Below are 18562 nucleotides of genomic sequence, written 5' to 3' on the forward strand. Positions count from 1 at the left end.
GTAAAATTTTGCCAGAATTTCGTACTCTCTTTCCTATAAAATTCTTCGATTTGATCCTATTTTATGTCTATCCAATGAGGTTTTTGTCAGCATGTCTTCTAACTCTCCTTCTGTGACCTCGGCGCAGAACTCCCCAAACCTTGCCATGCTTATTCCGATGCTGGCTGCGATTGTGGCCATCACCCCATTAGCCATCGATATGTATTTACCAGCAATGTCTGCCATTGCTGACAGCTATTCAACCCATGTCACCACAGTGCAGCAATCGTTAAGTATTTACCTTGCGGGCTACGCGCTAGGGATGCTCACTTTTGGCCCGCTTGCTGATCGCTTTGGCCGTAGGCCCTTGGTCATTTTTGGCTTAAGTGGGTTTACCTTAATCAGTTTCTTTATTTCTATCACCGCTAATATTGAGTTATTTTTAGCGCTGCGTTTTTCCCAAGCATTTATTGGCGCAGCTGCCACGGTTGTGGTACCTGGTTATATTAAGGAAGTTTATGGTGACAATACTGCCAAAGGAATGTCTTACGTCAGCTTAATAATGATGTTAGCGCCGTTACTTGCGCCCAGTGTAGGCAGTTTAATTTTAGAAGTGGGTGAATGGCCGTTAATCTTTTTAAGCCAAAGTTGTTATGCTATATTTTTGCTTTTGTTGGTTATTTTTAAATTAAAAATGCCCAGCGACAAAGCAAAAGATGCCCGCAGTAATAAGTCTTTTTTAAACGCCTATAAAACCGTGCTGAGCCGCCAAGGTGTGAAACTCAATATTAGTTGCGGAGTACTGACTTCCTTTGCGTTTTTCTGTTATTTAACAGCTTCGCCTTTCATTTATATGGAAGTCTTTGATTTAGATAAAACCTTATTTTCAATATTATTCAGTACTAATGTCGGCGCTCTGATGTTGGCGAACATTTTAAACTCTCGAATTGTCGGGCGTTTTGGCTCAAACAGAATGCTGTTTGCTGCAACCGTGTTTGCCACCTTAGCAGCCGCAGGTTTGTTGCTGGTGAATCTTTTAGGCTTGAGTTACCACTTTACTGTCGCCATGCTGATCCCATTAATGGGCTGTTTAGGAGTGATGTCAGTTAATGCCGATGCCATTGTGTTGATGAAATTTAAACAAGAAACCGGTACTGCAACGGCTGTAATTGGCACTCTGAGATTTGGCTTTGGCTCATTAGCTGGCCCTTTATTGGCTTTCTTTTATACTGGCACCGCGGTGCCATTTTCGGCGATGATGTTGTTATCAGTAATGCTGGTAATGGGTTGTTTATTGTTTCAACGTACCCAGCCAAGAAACTAATCATCTAGCGGCTTGAACTTGTAATAAAACGGCTCATAAAGAGCCGTTTAAATTCACACTAACACCATAGGTAATGTGCTTAGTAACATCGCCGCCATCAACCAATTAAAATTTCGCTGACGAATAGGTGTGTTTAACTTCTGACTGATAGAAGAGCCTATCAGTACCCAAAGCAATGACATTGGTAGCCCTACAATATTGAATACCAGCACCCCACCAATTGCCGTTGTCCAATATAAATCACCACTAATAGTAAATGCGCTTAATAAGCTAATTGAAGCCATCCATGTTTTAGGGTTTATCCATTGGAAAAAGGCCGCTTCAACTAAGGTTATCGGCTTAGCCCTTTCGCTGGCTTGATTGCGTCCATGTTGCGTGGCTATTTTGACCGCGAGATAGATCAAATAGCCAATGGATGCATATTTTAACATCTGATGCAGTAGCGGCCATGACTCAAATAAAGACCCTAACCCCAATAACATAGCCACATGCAAACTGGTTTGGCCTAAACGGATCCCAATCATATGCGGTACGGTTTGTTTAACACCAAAATTAGCACCAGAGTTAGCCAATAGCACATTATTAGGCCCTGGCGTACCCGTCATGGTAGCGCAAAATAGTGCGGCCGATAGCATCAACATGACAACAGATGGGTCCATACATTTCCTATTTAAACATTTTTAATCAAATCACCTTAAACTCAGCAAATACCTGTCCGAAAAACAACACGATACAAGCAAGCGTAATATACTCGGTTTAATTCAAGTTTCTGCAGTTTTCACACTTTTTAATTAATTTAAAACGCCTAATTGTCATTTATCTTAAACAATCATGAAATACTTTCACCTAAATTACTTTATTTCAACAAGACACTTGTATCGTGCTCAAAAATAAATATGATGAAGGTATCTTGGAAATCAGCAAGATACATATTTAGTCAAATTATCTGAGGCGGTTTTCTACTGCGTAGATAAGCGAGTTCGAATTACCGTTCGGGCTTATTTTTAGAACGATTACCGTCGTTGTAGCAAGATACTGTTTACCATAACGGTAACTTAAGAGGATTTAGCAATGGAAAAATTATCCGGCGCCAGCATGATAGTGCGCTCGTTAATCGATGAAGGCGTAAAACACATTTTCGGCTACCCAGGTGGCTCAGTACTCGACATCTACGATGCGCTGCACAAAGATTCTGGCGTAGAGCATATCCTAGTAAGACATGAACAAGCAGCTGTGCATATGGCTGATGGTTATGCCCGCGCCACCGGTGATGTGGGTGTCGTACTGGTAACCTCTGGTCCTGGTGCTACTAACGCCATTACCGGTATTGCTACCGCCTACATGGACTCTATTCCTTTAGTGGTTTTATCAGGCCAAGTTCCGAGTAATTTGATTGGTAATGATGCTTTCCAAGAATGTGACATGATTGGGATCTCACGCCCTATTGTCAAACATAGCTTTTTAGTTAAAGATCCCCGTGAAATCCCCGAAATCATCAAAAAAGCTTTTTATATTGCAGCAACCGGTAGACCTGGCCCTGTCGTAGTTGATTTACCAAAAGATTGCTTAAACCCTGAAGTCCTGCACGAATACATTTACCCTGAAAGCGTTAATATGCGCTCTTACAATCCGACAACCGCAGGCCACAAAGGTCAGATACGCCGTGGATTACAAGCGCTGTTATCGGCTACAAAACCTGTGTTATATGTGGGCGGCGGCGCTATTATTTCAGGTTGCGACCAACAAATTATTCGCCTAGCTGAAAAGCTCAATATTCCAGTCATTAATACCTTAATGGGCTTAGGCGCATTCCCTGGCACTCACCCACAATGCTTAGGTATGTTAGGCATGCACGGTTTGTATGAAGCTAATATGGCGATGCACAACTGTGACTTAATTTTTGGTATTGGGGTGCGTTTTGATGACCGTACCACCAATAATGTAGAAAAATATTGCCCTAATGCCACCATTTTGCATATCGATATTGATCCGGCATCTATTTCTAAAACCATACGAGTGGATATACCGATTGTTGGCTCTGCTGAAAATATCCTCGATAGCATGTTAGCTTTACTTGATGACACCGAAAAAACCAACGACAGCGAAGCGCTTGATGCTTGGTGGGTTGAGATTAATCAATGGCGCGAAAAAAATTGTTTAGCCTATGACAAATCAAGTAATCGCATAAAGCCACAGCAAGTGATCGAAACACTGCATAAATTAACCAATGGCGATGCCTACGTCACCTCTGATGTGGGTCAGCACCAAATGTTTGCCGCGCTTTACTATCCATTTGATAAGCCACGCCGTTGGATTAACTCAGGCGGGCTTGGCACCATGGGCTTTGGTTTACCTGCAGCCATGGGCGTAAAAATGGCGATGCCAGATGAAACCGTAGTGTGTGTTACGGGTGATGGTTCAATCCAAATGAATATTCAAGAACTTTCAACTGCGCTGCAATATGACACCCCAGTAAAAATCATTAATTTGAATAACCGTTTCTTAGGTATGGTTAAGCAATGGCAAGACATGATTTATTCAGGTCGTCATTCACACTCTTATATGGATTCAGTGCCTAATTTTGCCAAAATCGCTGAAGCTTATGGCCATGTTGGCATGACGATTAGTGATCCTAACGAATTAGAGTCAAAGTTAGCTGAAGCATTGGCAATGAAAGACAAGTTAGTCTTTGTTGATATTAGCGTTGATGAAACAGAGCATGTTTATCCAATGTTGATCCGTGGAGAAGCAATGAAAGATATGTGGTTAAGTAAAACGGAGAGAAGCTAATGCGTCGTATTATTTCTGTATTATTAGAAAACCAACCAGGGGCATTGTCTCGTGTGGTTGGACTGTTTTCTCAGCGTGGCTACAACATCGAAAGCTTAACCGTTGCGCCAACAGAAGACACCACCCTGTCACGCCTTAATATTACGGTGAATGCTGAAGCTGATGTTCACGAACAAATTGAAAAGCAACTTCATAAGTTAATTGATATTTTAAAAGTCTCTAACATAACTGAAAATGCCCATATTGAGCGAGAACTGGCATTGGTCAAAGTTAAAGCCCAAGGAGAGATGCGTGAAGAAGTCAAACGCACTGCTGATATCTTCCGAGGTCAAATAGTGGATGTCACCGCCAGCTTGTATACCATTCAAATGGCCGGTACCAGCGAAAAAATAGATGCCTTCATCAGCGCGCTTGCTGAAGTCACAAAGGTAATTGAAGTTTCTCGCTCAGGCGTTGTAGGTCTTGCCCGTGGCGAGAAAGTCATGAAAGCATAGTGTTTACTTTTTACATGGCTAGTAACAAGTCTATGTATAAAAAAGTGTCACAATAAAGGGAGCTGATTAGCTCCCTTTTTTATGCTTATTATTGTTAACTTATAAATTTGACCTAATTGATTCACTGTTCATGTTTGAGAGCAATAATGTTTGATCAGAAATGGCAGGGGCTTGCTTATTTATTGAACTTCGACTTGATGAAGTTTGATCGTTTTCACTAGCTGAAGTGAAGTTATTGTCAATTGAAAACAATATCGTTTGATCATTTTGTAACTCACCTCTGGACATTTCCGAGTTAGATCTCTAAATCTAATTGGTGAATTTAGGATTAAAATTTCTATGCTAAGTGAGTTCAACTACAAATGAGTGGCCAAATTCACCTTGTCACTACACTAAACGTTCATTTCCTACAAATGCCAGTAACTCTTTGGGTTGCTCACCTTTAATCGCTGAATTTATGCATCGTTGAATACTAGTGTAATCTGAAGTTTCAGGTGTTGCAGCCATTTGCGCGCGAATTGGATTCAAATCAACATAGGCCATACAGGCAAGAACTGCTGCGTCAAAACTTTATTGACTGCCGACAGATCATATTGATTCACCTTGTTAGCTTTACGCTTAAAGCGAAAACAGCCCTACCCTATATTTTGCTCACTCTGTTATACTAACCAGCTATTCTTTACCACTGCGCCATGATTAACGCTAAACCAAACATTAATCATTGCTGACAGTGTTGTTAATTATCATTTTACTTTACCCGAGATTACACATGCCATTTTCGAAGCTGGGATTAAGCGATCCAATAATCAGTGCACTTAGTTCTTTAGGTTATACCAAGCCGACTCCCATTCAATCTAAGGCTATACCTGTTGCTTTATCGGGTAAAAATATCATTGCCGCGGCGCAAACCGGCACCGGTAAAACAGCCAGCTTTGTACTGCCTATTATCGAACGCTTTAAAGCTCCCCATAAAGTACGTGGCAAACGCGTCAAAGCACTGGTATTAGCACCTACCCGTGAACTGGTGATTCAGGTTGAGCAAAACATCAAAAAATACAGCCAGAACTTATCAATAAATTCAATGGTCATGTATGGCGGCGTTGACAGTAATGCCCAAAAGCAAAAGCTCATTGAAGGCATTGATATCCTGGTGGCAACGCCTGGCCGTTTGCTGGATATGTATACTCAACGTGCCGTTAACTTTGACGAGCTTGAAGTGTTAGTGCTTGATGAAGCCGATAGAATGCTGGATATGGGCTTTATTGAAGACATTAACCGCATCATCGAATTGTTGCCTGATGAACGTCAAAACATGTTGTTTTCAGCCACTTTGTCTAACCAAGTTCGCGCTCTGGCTAAATCAGCCATGCGTAACCCAGTGCAAATTTCAGTGGTTGAAGATGCTGACGCAGCGCCAAAAATTGATCAATGGTTAGTTACCGTTGATAAAGAAAAGAAGTCAGCATTACTAAGCCAGTTAATTAAAGACAACGATTGGAAACAAGCGCTGATCTTTATCGAAACTAAACACGGTGCAGCAAAGCTGGTGACTCAATTAGAAAAGCGCGGCATTATTGCAGAGTCTTTTCATAGTGGTCGTAGCCAGCCGATACGTGAGCAATTACTTAAAGATTTTAAAGATGGAAAAATCACCTATCTTATTGCCACTGGTGTTGCTTCTCGTGGTATTGATATTGATGACTTACCTATCGTCATTAACTACGACTTACCATACCCTGCTGATGATTATGTGCATCGTATTGGTCGTACTGGCCGTGCTGGGGCGTCTGGTATTGCAGTGTCATTGGTGTCAAAAGATGACTTTAAAAATCTCTGCGCAATTGAGCGCCGTTTGGGTCACTTAATTGTCCGTAAAGAAGTTGAAGGCTTTACTACGCGTAAAGAAGTACCGATTTCAATCTTAGATTTTGTCCCTAAGAATGCCAAAGTGCCAAAAGCGAAAACTGATGACAAGCCAACGCTTTCTCGTGGCAAGTCAGATAAGCCAAAGAATAATCATTACGATAAAAATAAAGCCAAACGCTTTAACAAAGAAAGCGCAGCTAAAAGCCCATATAAAACTAGTGACCGCGGCGAGAATAGAAGCTCAGACTCTCGCAAGCCTAGTAAAAATAACACCAGCAGATCAGTGCCCAATGGCACTGGCGCTATAAACCCTTGGGGTAAATAGGCTGATATTTTTATAGCCGCTAGGTTAAAAGCCACACTGGGTCAATATTGTTTAAAGCGCCGCTAATTTAATAGCGGCGCTTTTTTAATGCTGATTACCTCAGTATGAGTATCTGTAGTTAATGGTTAATGGTTAATGGTTAATTGTGAATGGTTATTTATCACGAATAGTCACTCGCCACGGTGGATTTAATCGATTCTCTCCTGCCCAATACAGCTTTATCTTATTACCTGCAGGATCAAACAGCCTTGCTTCACGCCATAAATAGTCTTGATCTGTGGGCAAAGTTTCAAATTCGATGCCTTTTTTAATCAGCTGATTAACCCATTCATCTAGTTGCTCATGTTCAAAATAGATAACGGTTCGGTTATCACTCATATTCAATTGCAGCTCATCTAAGGTTAATGAAAAACTGGCCTCACCATCAGGACACATAAAACGAGCGTAATGGGCAGTATTAACGATTTGAGTAAAACCGAGAGTTAAATAAAACTCACAGGCTTTAGTCATATTATTAACCGTTAAGGTAACTTGATTAAGATGCATACTGACTCCGACTTAAGATAAATCTCCAACTAATACTGTTCGTTTTTACTGTTGCTTATACTATTTATAAGCGCCAATGAAACTTAAACATAACGATTTCGTTCACTGGGAATATCCGTTAAATACTGGACAAACTCTACCTCAATGCCATCAGGGTCAAGATAATAAACACTGTCAGAGTAAGTATCTTCACGGCCTTTAATCGCTATTTCAAAACCAGCTTGCTCCATTCTTGCCATTAAACTTTTAAGATCTGACACCACATAAGCAAAATGGGCTAAGCCTAAATCATAACCTTCATTGGGACGCATTTTTCCTTTACCGCCATCGTTAAACGATAAGTAATTATATTCATCACCAAAGTGCAGCCATTTACGCTGCACCCCATGCCACTCACCTTCACCACCGCCGCGAACTTGCCAATGGGGAAAAGCTGCCCGATAAAACGCTAAGCTAGCGTCTAAATTTTGTACTACTAAATTTAAATGCTCTAATCGCATAATCATATTCCTTGTTTTAAAAACCTGACATTACTTATTAATCATCACTTGATTGAATAGGGTTCGGCTTAGTTCAATAACCGCTGTGATTGCGTTTTCTGCTGACAAATCATGATTCTTAGCGCCACTTGGGGAGCGGCTTGGGTCATCTGAAGCATCATAAGCTTGCTCAGTGACCACTTCCTTAGAGGGTTTGATTACTGTGGTAACCGGAGTTGTTGTTCGATGACTGAATGTATTCACTTGTTCAGTTTTAAAAATTAAATACGTCATTTTGCCTCCTGCATTGCAACGATTTTTAAATCAACTTGTTGTAATATAGTGCCACTATAAAACCTCAACCTTGGTTGAGGTAAAGTATTATTTTTACTGTAATAGGAATATTTTGATGCTTGATGAAATGGATTTAACAGTCGGGCAAGTGGCCAAGCGTTGCGGCATAAAAGTCTCAAGCCTGCATTTTTATGAATCAAAAGGCTTGATCACCAGTTTGCGCAATCAAGGCAATCAGCGCCGCTATCGCCGAGATGTGATCAGGCGGATATCCGTGATAAAAGCCGCCCAAACCATGGGAATAAGCTTGCAGGATATCAAGCAGGCATTTAGCCACCTTCCCAATGAACGCACCCCAACCCCTGAAGACTGGGCGTTGCTATCGACCAAGTGGCAAAATCAGTTAACTAGAAAAATCAATTATTTGACTAATTTACGTGACTCTCTAGATGGCTGTATTGGTTGTGGATGTTTATCAATGAAAAACTGCCCCATATACAATCCTAATGATGAACTGGGTAACAATGATGCTGGTGCGGTCATTTTAGATAGAGCGCTTAAATAGGGGCTTGTGACTTTTACGAGCAGTGCTTTTATTGAAAGCGACGTTATCGCGAAGTGCTTTTGTTGAGAGTGACTTTAATGTGGGATCAATAATGTGGCGTCAATTTGTTGTGAGGGGCTTTATAAACAGTCATAAGGCAAAAAGCCCAACTAGGAAAATGAATCTAGTTGGGCAAAAATCAGGGAAGAGATGAAACTAGTGCCCTTTATTATTTACCTAAAGGGCGGTAACGCATTAACTTTCAATCGTATTACTGGTAGCGCTGCGCGCAGAATTGATTTGAATTTTACGTGCTTTTAACGCTTCAGGGATTTCTCTTACTAAATCAACATTTAATAAACCATTTTCTAATTCAGCACCAACAACCTTGACATGGTCTGCTAACTGGAAAGTGCGCTCAAATCCACGCTCAGCGATACCTTGATGTAAGTATTTACGTTCATCGTTTACTGCAGCCACTTTACTGCCTTTGATAAGTAACTTGTCACCTTCGCTAGTGATATCAAGTTCTTGCATACTAAATCCAGCAACCGCCATAGTGATACGGTAGCGATTTTCGCCAAGTAATTCGATGTTGTATGGAGGGTAACCGGTGTTACCATTTTGTACCGCGGCGTGTTCAGCCATTTTAGCTAAACGATCAAAACCAATCGCACTACGATAAAGAGGAGTTAAATCTGGAGTTAAATTAAATTTACGCATTGTCATATCCTTGTCTAAAGCAATATGTGAAAAATAAAATGCCATTATTGGCTGTTTGTCATTACCCTTGCGGCGTAATGCTAGTTAGTACCTCTATTGAGCGTGCCTAACTTACAACTAGATATGAGAACGATATTTTATTTTTCAAGTAAATTAGCAAAAATAATTTTTCCTTCAGCCAATTAATTTAAATATAACCATTAATAATCAATATCTTAAAAAGATAAAAATTTTCAAATAAAAAGACAACCAAGTGGTTGCCTTTAGGTTTAAATGCTAACAGAAGCTAACATTAACTCATGGATACTAATAAATACTGCAGCCTAATGAACTTTTAGATTGGGTAAATTTCACTTCATTTTTCGGATTATAATCCTCAATTTGAATATTTTTCTCTTTCTTAACGTATTCATAAAGCTCAATGGCATCTACATAACCCGCTTCAAGAATATTAATCTTAGGGTAATTGTCACCACCTGCTGCGCTAAAACTTGGAATAGAGAACTGATAGGTTGCCGATATATCAAAAGGCTGACCATTAATACTATGAATTTCAACGTCTTGATCACGACATTTTACAGTCATATCAATACCGTAAAATTGCGCATAAGCACCGCTAGTTCGGGTATTGGTAGCCACTTTTGATAAATAGCTAATTAATTTGTCACCTGACATTTCTGCTAAACCAATAGTATTTGAAAATGGTTGCACCGTGAGCACATCACGATAAGCAATATTTCCTGCCGGAATAGAGGCTCTGACGCCACCAGAGTTCATGATACCAAAGTCAGCGCGCACTTTATTACTGTGTACTTTCGCAATTAACCTACCTAAATTGGTTTGCTGGGCACGCACCACCTTGCGATCGCCTTGTAATAGCCCATCTACTTTACCTATGATCACATCAAGCTCTGCGCTGCCTTTTTGCTGATAAGGTAATAACGCCGCTTCAACCTCAGGGTTACGCTCAACATGCTCACCTACTGGCCAAGCAAGCTTTTTACCAAAAGCCATTCGCTTTAAGTTAATTGGAATTAATCGGTAGTCCACTAAATACAATTTACCGTTAATGTATTCAAAATCAGCGCGGCCAACAAAGCGTCCCCACTCATGGGCTTGCATAATCCAAGTGCCATTTTGTTTGTCTGGACGACAAGAGTCACCCGCGGTGAAGGTTTTATCATATTCACTGTTGCGACCAGCCATACACACTGGATTTTGCGAGTGCCCGCCGATAATGGCGTCTAACTGCCCTTCCTCTAACCCTCTAGCCATCGTGACATCACCAGGGGCATTACTGCCAAAATCTGCATCCTGATAATGGCCCATATGGGTAGCTGCAAACACTAAGTCTACAGTTTCATTGGCTTTTATTTGCGGTAACAACTGCTTCATTTCCGCGATAGGATCGGTAAAAATCAACGATTCTGTATGCAATGGATTAGTTAGCTTTGGTGTGTCGTTAGTGGTCAACCCCACTACAGCAATGTCAATATCACCCACTTTGAACACTTTATAAGGTTCAAAATAACGTTGATTAGATTCTTTATCATAGATATTGGCAGCCAACATTGGAAATGTCGCTAACTCTGCTTGCTCTGCCAATACTGACAATGGGTTATCAAATTCATGATTGCCCACCGCCATGGCATCATAACCAATCATATTCATGCCAATAAAATCGGGGATGGCGTTTTGTAAGTCGGATTCTGGTACACCCGTATTGATGTCGCCACCTGATAACACTAAGGTATGCCCACCATTTGCGGCGACCTCTTTACGAATACCATCAATGACAGTAAACCGCGCTGCCATGCCATACTCACCCGCTTTGTTATGCCAAAAACGACCATGATTATCATTGGTATGCACCACAGTAAATTTAGTGCAATTATTATCTTCGCAGTCAGGTTTTCGATCACACGCAGTTAAACTGGTTAATACACCGATGACGACCAGTAGACTCGGAATTTTTCTTATCATTATGTTATCCGTAAACCTTCAATTTAATACAAGTTGCCTGCAATTTGTTTGCAACTAGTTTCACTACATAAAACGAGCTGTATTTTAACAAAAGTTTACTAAATGTTGTGATTTATTTTTAAGTTATCACTATAAATAACAATGATTTATTTTTATTATTACACGCAGATTGTCCAATATAATAAAAAGGGATTTAGCCAAATGATTGAGCTGTTCGAATATAAAAAAGGCTCAGCGCCATAACAGCGCTAAGCCTCTTGTTTTTTATAGCATTTAACTATCACAAGTTAATAGTGACATTGTACTTAATTTGAAACAGCCACACTAAAGTGCCAGTTATGCTTTCCCGAGTTTATCGGTTAGCCATTGACCAATGTGGGACAACTGCGCAGGTATAACACTATGTGCCGTAGGGTAAGTAAGCCACTTGCTCGAATAGCCTGCTTTAATTAAGGCATCATGGGCCATTTTTCCAGCAAATAATGGCACCACTTCATCTTGCTCACCATGGTTTTGTAATATCGGCGTATCACTGTTAGCTTCGCTTAAGCCCTCAGGTAAAGCCTCTCCTGCGGGTAAATAACATGACAATGCCATAATGCCTGCAAGTTTTTGCTCAAACCTCAACCCAGTAAATAAACTCATGACGCCACCTTGGCTAAAACCTGCCAGCACAATGTTTTGAGCGCTAATACCCGATTCAATTTGTTCATTGATCAGCGCTTTTACTGCGATTTCAGAGGTTAACACCCCATTGATATCGGCTCGATCATGTAAATCCATGCTTTTAATATCATACCAAGATCGCATGATATAGCCGCCATTTATGGTCACCGCTTGTTCTGGTGCATGGGGAAAAACAAATCGAATACTATGATCACTTGGTAAACCTAAAACAGGCACGACGGGCGCAAACCCGGCTCCTGAGTCTCCTAAGCCATGTAACCAAATGACACATGACTTCGCAGGTGTAGCTGGTTCAACTGTTATACGTTCTAGTAGGGTTGTCACCGACGACATAATTAAATCCTTTATGATGAATTGCGGCTATCTTATACCAATCCATAAGCACCGTTAAGCTTGAAACAAAAAAGGTAGCCGTAGCTACCTTTTTCAATTTACACCGTTTTTAACTTACTCATTAGTTAATCAAAAGAAATTATTGAGCACAACTTTTCACTAACGCGCCATTACGGTAGAAATTTAATTGACCTTCTACAGGTGCATAATCGGCAGCTGATAATACAGGGTTTGCCACAAAGTACTCACGAAAAACTGCTGCATCAGTTAATTGGGTATCTATGTAGTTTTTATGTTGATTAATAACTGGATAATCGTCACCACCAGCAGCACTGAAATGGATTAACGAGAAGGTATAATCATCTTCTAAATCGAAACTACGGCCACCAAGAGAAGCAATATCGACGGTTTCAGCATCACAATTCACATCCATAGCTACATGGTTAAATTGTGGGAAACCACCACCGGTTTTAACTGCCACAGCAGCTAAATAGTCTTCAACTTCCGCACCCGTCATAGTGACATAAGACACAAAATTACCAAATGGCTGCACTGTTAGCACATCACGATATGAAATATCACCTTCAGCGATAGAAGCGCGGACACCACCTGAATTCATTACGCCAAAGTCTGCAGTGACATTGAAGTTATTGCTAACAAATTCAGAATAAGCTGTAGTGAGCAGGTTACCTAGGTTTGTTTGCTCAACACGTACCACTTCACGATCGCCTTCAAACTTACCATCAGTATAGGAAATCACCACATCTAACAATTCTTGACCGCGCTGTTGATATGGCAATAAGGTGTCATATACTGTTTGGTCTTTTTCAATTTCTTCAGTAATGAAAACTAACTCGCCACTTTCATCTTCTTGCTTTAAGTTAATTGGGATGAGTGAGTATTCTGCCAGCGTTAGCTCTCCATCCATGTATTCAAAATCAGCACGTCCAACGTACTTGCCCCATTCATGGGCTTGCATGATATAAGTCCCATTTTGCTGATCAGGTTTACAGTCATCACCTGGAGCAAAATCTGCGTACTCATCCCCTTCCATACACACAGGGTTTTGTGAATGACCACCTATAATCGCGTGCAGTTGACCTTGCTCAACAGAGCGAGCTAGCATCACATCACCAGCGGCTTCTGTACCATGATTACCGTCAGCATAATGACCCATATGGGTTACAGCAAACACCATATCAACGTCTTCATTGGCTTCGATTTCAGCAAGAACAATAGGCAGCTCGTCTTGAGGATCGGTAAATGTCAGTCTGTCGACATTTTCTGGATTAACAATTTTGGGGGTATCAACAGTGGTAAAACCGATAATCGCAATTTTTACGCCATTAATATCAAACACTCGGTAAGGTTCAAAATAGCGCGCGTCTGCATTTTTGTCATAGATGTTAGCTGCAAGCATTGGAAAATTAGCCAATGTTGACTGCATATCAAGTGTGCTTAGAGGATTGTCAAACTCATGGTTACCCACTGCCATAGCGTCATAACCTAATAGGTTCATCCCCATGAAGTCAGGAATGGCTTGCTGCATGTCTGACTCAGGTACACCAGTGTTAATATCACCACCAGATAAAAGAATGGTTTCACCGCCAGCACGCTCTACTTCATGTCGAATTTGATCAATCACAGTTTTACGCGCAGCCATACCATATTCGCCATTGCTGTTTTCCCAAAAACGGCCATGATTATCATTGGTATGAATAACAGTAAAGCTAGTACATGCATCACCAGCAGCTTCACAAGCTGTTAGGTTTTTATCATCGTCATTACTACAACCTGACAATGTCGCGAGTACAGCAGAGGCCACTAAGCATTTGCACAAGATGTTTTTCATGATCTAACCCTTAATCAATTTAATTTTTATAATGTACGAGCTATCCAGCCCATTGCTGAATGCTAGCAAACATTGCATAAATCTCATGTCAGTTTGATTACAAAAAACCACAATTTACCCAGCCACAACAACAAGATGCATCTTGATAAACATTAAAATCAAAAACAAAACACTCGCACAAAAAAAACAAAACAAGTCAGACATTTCAAGCTGTAACAACACAAATTGTATCTGGTTGATATTTGAACCCATATAGCCATATTTTTCTATTGATGTGAGTTTTTTGTTAAAAGCACCGCAATTAAAGCAACCAATACTCGCTATTCCAATTCAATATTTTCAGTAACAGTAAATACATTTAGGCTCAAGCAGCTTCGAATTAATCGAACGTTATAGCCCATTTAATCCGCTTTTTTTGCTAAAATTTATCACTTAAACTCAGTCATAGAAGTTGAAATTATCAGGTGGCAATGATGGGGTTATTACAAAATGGACACTGGGTCGATCAATGGTACCCAACGAAGGAAAATGGCGGCAATTTTCACCGAGAAGATGCACAATTTAGGCATTGGATCACACCAGACGGCAGTGCTGAAGTAAGTGGTGATGCAGGCTTTAAAGCTGAAGCTGGACGTTACCATTTATACGTTTCATTGGCTTGTCCTTGGGCTCATAGAACCTTAATTTTTCTACAACTTAAACAGTTAACCCAAATGATTGATGTCACTGTGGTTGAGCCGCACATGCTCAGTAACGGCTGGGAGTTTGCAGGATCTAATCAGTCGGCAGCTGCTAATGCCATTGAAGGCGCTAATACCGATCCTTTGTTTAATAAAGATTACCTGTATCAAATTTACCAAATGGCCAAAGCTGATTATAACGGTCGTGTCACTGTGCCCGTATTATGGGATAAACACACTAATACCATAGTCAGTAATGAATCATCTGACATTATTCGTATGTTTAATCGGGCGTTTAATCATCTTACGGCTAACCATGACGACTATTATCCAGCAGCACTACGTCAAGATATTGATGAACTGAATGCCATGATTTACGACAACATTAATAATGGTGTATATCGCAGTGGTTTTGCTACTACTCAACAAGCATATGAAGCAGCAATAACGCCACTGTTTGCCAGCTTAGCGCAATTAGAACAACGCTTAGCAACAAAACGCTACTTAATGGGAGATGTGATAACTGAAGCAGATTGGCGTTTATTTACCACTTTAATTCGCTTTGATTGTGTTTATGTAGGCCACTTTAAAACCAATATTAGAACCATTGAGTCCTACCCTTGCCTTTCTGGTTACCTCAGGGACTTATACCAACAGCCTGGCATTGCTGACACGGTAAACTTTGAGCACATCAAGCAGCATTACTACTTTAGCCACCAACAAATTAATCCAACCCAAATCGTGCCAGTTGGCCCAGAGATTGACTATAGCAGTCCCCATAACCGAGATTCACTAGCCTAGGTGTTCCTGTAGTGAAGCTTGTCGCAGCCGAATCAGATTATTCGGCTGCAATGCCCATTATTTCGATGGCTTCATAAAATTGCTGGGCATTATCCAATTTTAAACTCCAGCGCACAGCGCCAGCATCTGCGATTAACATGAAACTGTCACTAAGACATTTCATGTCATCGACCATTGCGGTCAAGACGATGTTATTGGTATTTAATCGACACTGGATTTCAAATGGCGTGACCACTAATTTACCTTGGGAAAATTCAATTATCATTCGGATGCTTCTTTTATTTCAAACAAAAATCCCAAGTATATTAACTACACTTGGGATTACATTTGGGGTAATGCAGCAATAAATTAGTGCTGATGACCACCCTCACCGTGTGAATGACCGTGGGCAATTTCTTCATCTGTTGCTTCACGAAAATCAACCACTTCGATATCAAAGGTTAACTCACGACCAGCCAATGGGTGATTAGTGTCAATCGTTGCCATGAATTTACCCATTTTAACGATAGTCACTTGGCGTTGGCCTTCTTCAGTATTGACAATAGCAGACATGCCCACTTTCCATACTTTAGCGCCTTGTAGGTGTTTTACTGAAACACGTTGCTCAGCACCTTCCATACGCTCACCATAGGTCTCAGCAGCTGGTAATGTAACGGTGAACTTTTCACCCGCATCTTTGCCAGCAATGGCATTTTCTACACCTGGCATCATGTTGTCATGGCCATGTAAATAGGCGATTGGAGAACCACCTTCGTTACTTTCAATCACTTCACCTTGTTCGTCACGAAGGGTGTAGTTGAATCGAACTACCATATTGTCTTGAGCGCTCATCGAATGTCCTTAGTTTACTTCGATATCAATAGTTTCCGCAGCTTAACAAATACCCGATTAAGCTGCCAGTAAAAGCCGAGATAATCGATTGCTATGCTTTTAGCTTATGCTTTTAGCTTATGCTTTTAGCTTATTCTTTAAGCTTATGAACTGAGTTTAAGCACTAAGCCTGCGAACTGGCAGAGAATAAACTCTCAGCGATGCAATCATTATTTTTTAATTGAAGCTACGGATTATAAACTGATCTTAATACCTAACGCGGCGAAGGTTTTTTGATCGGGAAAGCCATCAGCAATCAAGTTTTTACTGCGCTGAAATGCCTGCACTCCTGCAATCGAGTTTCGCCCGAGTACACCATCTGGCTTACCAACATCAAAACCCAGTTCATTTAATTTTGCTTGCATAAGCTTAATGTCGCTGCGATTAAATAGACCATGATCCGGCGCGCTTACTCTCAGCGGCGCTGCACCATTCACCCTATCGGCTAAATGGCCCACGGCAATGGCGTAAAATTCAGAGCGATTCCAGCGCATAATGACATCAAAGTTATCGTAACCTAAGAATGCTGGCCCGGTATGACCAGACGGGACATACAATGAGGCTTCCATCTCTGGAGTCGTCAACGGTGTGCCATTGGCTTGCTTGAGGTTTAATGCAGCCCAATCGGTTAACGGTTTAGGGTGCTTGCGGCCAAGGTATTGGTAATCATAATTTTCAGGCAATAATACTTCTCTGCCCCAGCGTTCATTCGCTTTCCAGCCCAGTTGCTGCAAAAAGTTTGCCGCAGACGTTAGGGCATCGGCAGTGCTATTCCACAAATCGACTTTACCGTCACCATCACCATCAACGGCATATTTAGCGTAATTGGTTGGCATAAATTGAGTATGCCCCATCGCGCCAGCCCAAGAGCCTACCATAGTCGCATCATCAAATTGATACTTTTCTTTAAGCTTTAAAGCTTGCATTAATTCATTGGTAAAATAGCTACTACGACGAGGATCGCAGGCTAATGTCGCTAACGAATTTAACACTGACATTTTGCCCTTATAGCCACCAAAGTTGGTTTCCAGCCCCCAAAAAGCAATGATATATTGGCCTGGTACCCCATACTTAAGGGTAAGCTTATTTAATAATTCTCGATGCTCGGCTAATAAACGCCGCCCCTCTTTAACACGCCAATCAGTCACACGCTTATTGAAGTAATTACCAAAGGTGGTGCTAAACTCTGGCTGCTGATTATCAAGCTCAATCACTCTAGGAATGTACTTTAGATTAGCGACACTGGTATTTATCGTTTGCTCGGATAAGCCTTCACTGCGGGCTGTAACTTTAAGCTTATCCACACACTGGGAAAAATCATCGGACGCTGCAATTGCTTGAAGACTAACAAAGCAGCTAGAAACCACTACAGCCGATTTTAGTAACGCCGGAAATTTGAAACTCACCATAAAAAGAATACTTCGACTAATCAATGAATAGCCACATCCTGACTTATCAAGCAAAAGGAAACAAGATCAAAAACCGCTAAAACTGTGATAATTTGTATTTGTTTATTTCATTTTGCGATAGAAGATTAATAGTGTTTTGTATTGTTTAGCGTTAACGTATAATGCATCAGTTAATTGAAATTTCTAAGAGACTAATCATGATTGAACTAACCCCTGCAGTTGTAAGCTTTATTGAAAATGTGAAAAAGCATCAAGTCCTTTGGGGCTTAGCGGATGAGACTGGTGAAGGTTGGGTTGTCTGTGACTCTTCTGAATTTGAACAAACTGATGTGATGCCTTTATGGTCAACACAAGCTGCGGCGGCAAGCCATTGTACTGAAGAGTGGGCAGACTATGTCGCTGTTGAGATCAGTGTGAATGACTTTTTAGAATTTTGGGTTGGCGATTTAAATGAAGACGGTGTATTAATCGGTCTTGATTGGGTTGCAAACGAAGAATGTTTAGAAGTAGATCCAATTGAATTAGCTAAAGAGCTAGTTGATATTGAAGCCGAATAATTACATTCTTGGCTAAATTAAGCTGC

Annotated in this window: 18 protein-coding genes and 1 pseudogene; 7 read left to right on the forward strand and 12 right to left on the reverse strand. The window is 40.8% G+C overall.

The genetic code is table 11. The features are described 5' to 3' along the window. The first annotated feature begins 91 nt into the window (after window positions 1-91). Complete coding sequence (locus tag Q4546_RS04700) at window positions 92-1303, forward strand: multidrug effflux MFS transporter (protein ID WP_102438187.1); 1212 nt, start codon at window positions 92-94, stop codon at window positions 1301-1303. Window positions 1304-1356: 53 nt separating this feature from the next. Here the strand turns inward: Q4546_RS04700 and Q4546_RS04705 are convergent, their stop codons facing one another. Continuing rightward, window positions 1357-1962, reverse strand: coding sequence for a LysE family translocator (locus Q4546_RS04705; RefSeq protein WP_102519679.1), 606 nt, complete (start codon window positions 1960-1962; stop codon window positions 1357-1359). Window positions 1963-2374: 412 nt separating this feature from the next. Here Q4546_RS04705 and Q4546_RS04710 point away from each other — a divergent pair, with 412 nt between their 5' ends. Both Q4546_RS04710 and ilvN read left to right on the forward strand, forming a co-directional pair. Next, window positions 2375-4093, forward strand: a complete 1719-nt coding sequence (locus Q4546_RS04710) for an acetolactate synthase 3 large subunit (protein WP_303445793.1) — start codon at window positions 2375-2377, stop codon at window positions 4091-4093. After that, window positions 4093-4587, forward strand: coding sequence for an acetolactate synthase small subunit (gene ilvN, locus Q4546_RS04715; protein ID WP_076537586.1), 495 nt, complete (start codon window positions 4093-4095; stop codon window positions 4585-4587). Before Q4546_RS04710 ends, ilvN begins: the two co-directional genes overlap by 1 nt. 396 nt (window positions 4588-4983) lie before the next feature. On the opposite strand, the pseudogene Q4546_RS04720 reads toward ilvN, so the two are convergent. Beyond that, window positions 4984-5151 (reverse strand): annotated as a pseudogene (locus Q4546_RS04720) (transposase); the annotation flags it as partial. Window positions 5152-5356: 205 nt separating this feature from the next. Between Q4546_RS04720 and Q4546_RS04725 the strand changes: the two are divergent. After that, the gene (locus Q4546_RS04725; RefSeq protein ID WP_303445794.1) at window positions 5357-6778 is read left to right on the forward strand and encodes a DEAD/DEAH box helicase; all 1422 of its coding nucleotides are present in this window, start codon (window positions 5357-5359) and stop codon (window positions 6776-6778) included. 153 nt (window positions 6779-6931) lie between these two features. Here Q4546_RS04725 and Q4546_RS04730 read toward each other — a convergent pair whose 3' ends face one another. The 3 genes from Q4546_RS04730 to Q4546_RS04740 all read right to left on the reverse strand — a co-directional run bounded on the left by Q4546_RS04730 (window position 6932) and on the right by Q4546_RS04740 (window position 8097). Next, window positions 6932-7324 carry a VOC family protein gene (locus tag Q4546_RS04730; protein ID WP_102476242.1) on the reverse strand — a complete coding sequence of 131 codons (393 nt, stop codon included), beginning with the start codon at window positions 7322-7324 and terminating at the stop codon, window positions 6932-6934. Between the two features lie 83 nt (window positions 7325-7407). After that, a complete protein-coding gene (locus tag Q4546_RS04735; protein ID WP_303445838.1) occupies window positions 7408-7827 on the reverse strand; it encodes a VOC family protein in 420 nt (139 codons plus the stop codon). A gap of 27 nt (window positions 7828-7854) precedes the next feature. After that, a complete protein-coding gene (locus Q4546_RS04740) occupies window positions 7855-8097 on the reverse strand; it encodes a hypothetical protein (RefSeq protein WP_102476241.1) in 243 nt (80 codons plus the stop codon). A 115-nt stretch (window positions 8098-8212) separates the two neighbouring features. Here Q4546_RS04740 and soxR point away from each other — a divergent pair, with 115 nt between their 5' ends. After that, window positions 8213-8662, forward strand: a complete 450-nt coding sequence (gene soxR, locus Q4546_RS04745) for a redox-sensitive transcriptional activator SoxR (RefSeq protein WP_102438202.1) — start codon at window positions 8213-8215, stop codon at window positions 8660-8662. Between the two features lie 234 nt (window positions 8663-8896). Here the strand turns inward: soxR and Q4546_RS04750 are convergent, their stop codons facing one another. The 4 genes from Q4546_RS04750 to ushA (Q4546_RS04765) all read right to left on the reverse strand — a co-directional run bounded on the left by Q4546_RS04750 (window position 8897) and on the right by ushA (Q4546_RS04765) (window position 14219). After that, the gene (locus Q4546_RS04750; protein WP_102438204.1) at window positions 8897-9364 is read right to left on the reverse strand and encodes an Hsp20 family protein; all 468 of its coding nucleotides are present in this window, start codon (window positions 9362-9364) and stop codon (window positions 8897-8899) included. A 306-nt stretch (window positions 9365-9670) separates the two neighbouring features. Continuing rightward, window positions 9671-11347: a bifunctional UDP-sugar hydrolase/5'-nucleotidase UshA gene (ushA, locus tag Q4546_RS04755; protein WP_303445795.1), complete on the reverse strand. Its 1677-nt coding sequence runs from the start codon at window positions 11345-11347 to the stop codon at window positions 9671-9673. A 336-nt stretch (window positions 11348-11683) separates the two neighbouring features. Next, the gene (locus tag Q4546_RS04760; RefSeq protein ID WP_303445839.1) at window positions 11684-12358 is read right to left on the reverse strand and encodes an alpha/beta hydrolase; all 675 of its coding nucleotides are present in this window, start codon (window positions 12356-12358) and stop codon (window positions 11684-11686) included. A 148-nt stretch (window positions 12359-12506) separates the two neighbouring features. Further along, window positions 12507-14219, reverse strand: coding sequence for a bifunctional UDP-sugar hydrolase/5'-nucleotidase UshA (ushA, locus tag Q4546_RS04765; protein ID WP_303412558.1), 1713 nt, complete (start codon window positions 14217-14219; stop codon window positions 12507-12509). Window positions 14220-14692: 473 nt separating this feature from the next. Between ushA (Q4546_RS04765) and Q4546_RS04770 the strand changes: the two genes are divergently transcribed. Then, window positions 14693-15700 carry a glutathione S-transferase family protein gene (locus Q4546_RS04770; protein WP_102476238.1) on the forward strand — a complete coding sequence of 336 codons (1008 nt, stop codon included), beginning with the start codon at window positions 14693-14695 and terminating at the stop codon, window positions 15698-15700. Between the two features lie 37 nt (window positions 15701-15737). Here Q4546_RS04770 and Q4546_RS04775 read toward each other — a convergent pair whose 3' ends face one another. The 3 genes from Q4546_RS04775 to Q4546_RS04785 form a co-directional block, all read right to left on the reverse strand. After that, window positions 15738-15965 (reverse strand): DUF3389 family protein, encoded by a 228-nt coding sequence (locus tag Q4546_RS04775; protein ID WP_303445796.1) that lies wholly within the window; start codon window positions 15963-15965, stop codon window positions 15738-15740. 83 nt (window positions 15966-16048) lie between these two features. Further along, window positions 16049-16531 (reverse strand): peptidylprolyl isomerase, encoded by a 483-nt coding sequence (locus Q4546_RS04780; RefSeq protein WP_102438222.1) that lies wholly within the window; start codon window positions 16529-16531, stop codon window positions 16049-16051. 233 nt (window positions 16532-16764) lie between these two features. Continuing rightward, window positions 16765-17979, reverse strand: a complete 1215-nt coding sequence (locus Q4546_RS04785) for a lytic murein transglycosylase (protein WP_303445799.1) — start codon at window positions 17977-17979, stop codon at window positions 16765-16767. Window positions 17980-18176: 197 nt separating this feature from the next. Here Q4546_RS04785 and Q4546_RS04790 point away from each other — a divergent pair, with 197 nt between their 5' ends. Further along, window positions 18177-18536, forward strand: coding sequence for a DUF2750 domain-containing protein (locus Q4546_RS04790; protein ID WP_076537554.1), 360 nt, complete (start codon window positions 18177-18179; stop codon window positions 18534-18536). The last annotated feature ends 26 nt before the right edge of the window (window positions 18537-18562 follow it).

This window comes from Shewanella sp. 4_MG-2023 (genome assembly GCF_030548015.1).
In the GTDB taxonomy this organism is placed as follows: domain Bacteria; phylum Pseudomonadota; class Gammaproteobacteria; order Enterobacterales; family Shewanellaceae; genus Shewanella.

Bases quoted from the DNA above. Each gene is read 5' to 3' on its own strand.
- Q4546_RS04700 (WP_102438187.1), top strand. From the start codon at position 92: ATGTCTTCTAACTCTCCTTCTGTGACCTCGGCGCAGAACTCCCCAAAC.
- Q4546_RS04705 (WP_102519679.1), bottom strand. From the start codon at position 1,962: ATGGACCCATCTGTTGTCATGTTGATGCTATCGGCCGCACTATTTTGC.
- Q4546_RS04710 (WP_303445793.1), top strand. From the start codon at position 2,375: ATGGAAAAATTATCCGGCGCCAGCATGATAGTGCGCTCGTTAATCGAT.
- ilvN (WP_076537586.1), top strand. From the start codon at position 4,093: ATGCGTCGTATTATTTCTGTATTATTAGAAAACCAACCAGGGGCATTG.
- Q4546_RS04725 (WP_303445794.1), top strand. From the start codon at position 5,357: ATGCCATTTTCGAAGCTGGGATTAAGCGATCCAATAATCAGTGCACTT.
- Q4546_RS04730 (WP_102476242.1), bottom strand. From the start codon at position 7,324: ATGCATCTTAATCAAGTTACCTTAACGGTTAATAATATGACTAAAGCC.
- Q4546_RS04740 (WP_102476241.1), bottom strand. From the start codon at position 8,097: ATGACGTATTTAATTTTTAAAACTGAACAAGTGAATACATTCAGTCAT.
- soxR (WP_102438202.1), top strand. From the start codon at position 8,213: ATGCTTGATGAAATGGATTTAACAGTCGGGCAAGTGGCCAAGCGTTGC.
- Q4546_RS04750 (WP_102438204.1), bottom strand. From the start codon at position 9,364: ATGCGTAAATTTAATTTAACTCCAGATTTAACTCCTCTTTATCGTAGT.
- ushA (WP_303445795.1), bottom strand. From the start codon at position 11,347: ATGATAAGAAAAATTCCGAGTCTACTGGTCGTCATCGGTGTATTAACC.
- ushA (WP_303412558.1), bottom strand. From the start codon at position 14,219: ATGAAAAACATCTTGTGCAAATGCTTAGTGGCCTCTGCTGTACTCGCG.
- Q4546_RS04770 (WP_102476238.1), top strand. From the start codon at position 14,693: ATGGGGTTATTACAAAATGGACACTGGGTCGATCAATGGTACCCAACG.
- Q4546_RS04775 (WP_303445796.1), bottom strand. From the start codon at position 15,965: ATGATAATTGAATTTTCCCAAGGTAAATTAGTGGTCACGCCATTTGAA.
- Q4546_RS04780 (WP_102438222.1), bottom strand. From the start codon at position 16,531: ATGAGCGCTCAAGACAATATGGTAGTTCGATTCAACTACACCCTTCGT.
- Q4546_RS04785 (WP_303445799.1), bottom strand. From the start codon at position 17,979: ATGGTGAGTTTCAAATTTCCGGCGTTACTAAAATCGGCTGTAGTGGTT.
- Q4546_RS04790 (WP_076537554.1), top strand. From the start codon at position 18,177: ATGATTGAACTAACCCCTGCAGTTGTAAGCTTTATTGAAAATGTGAAA.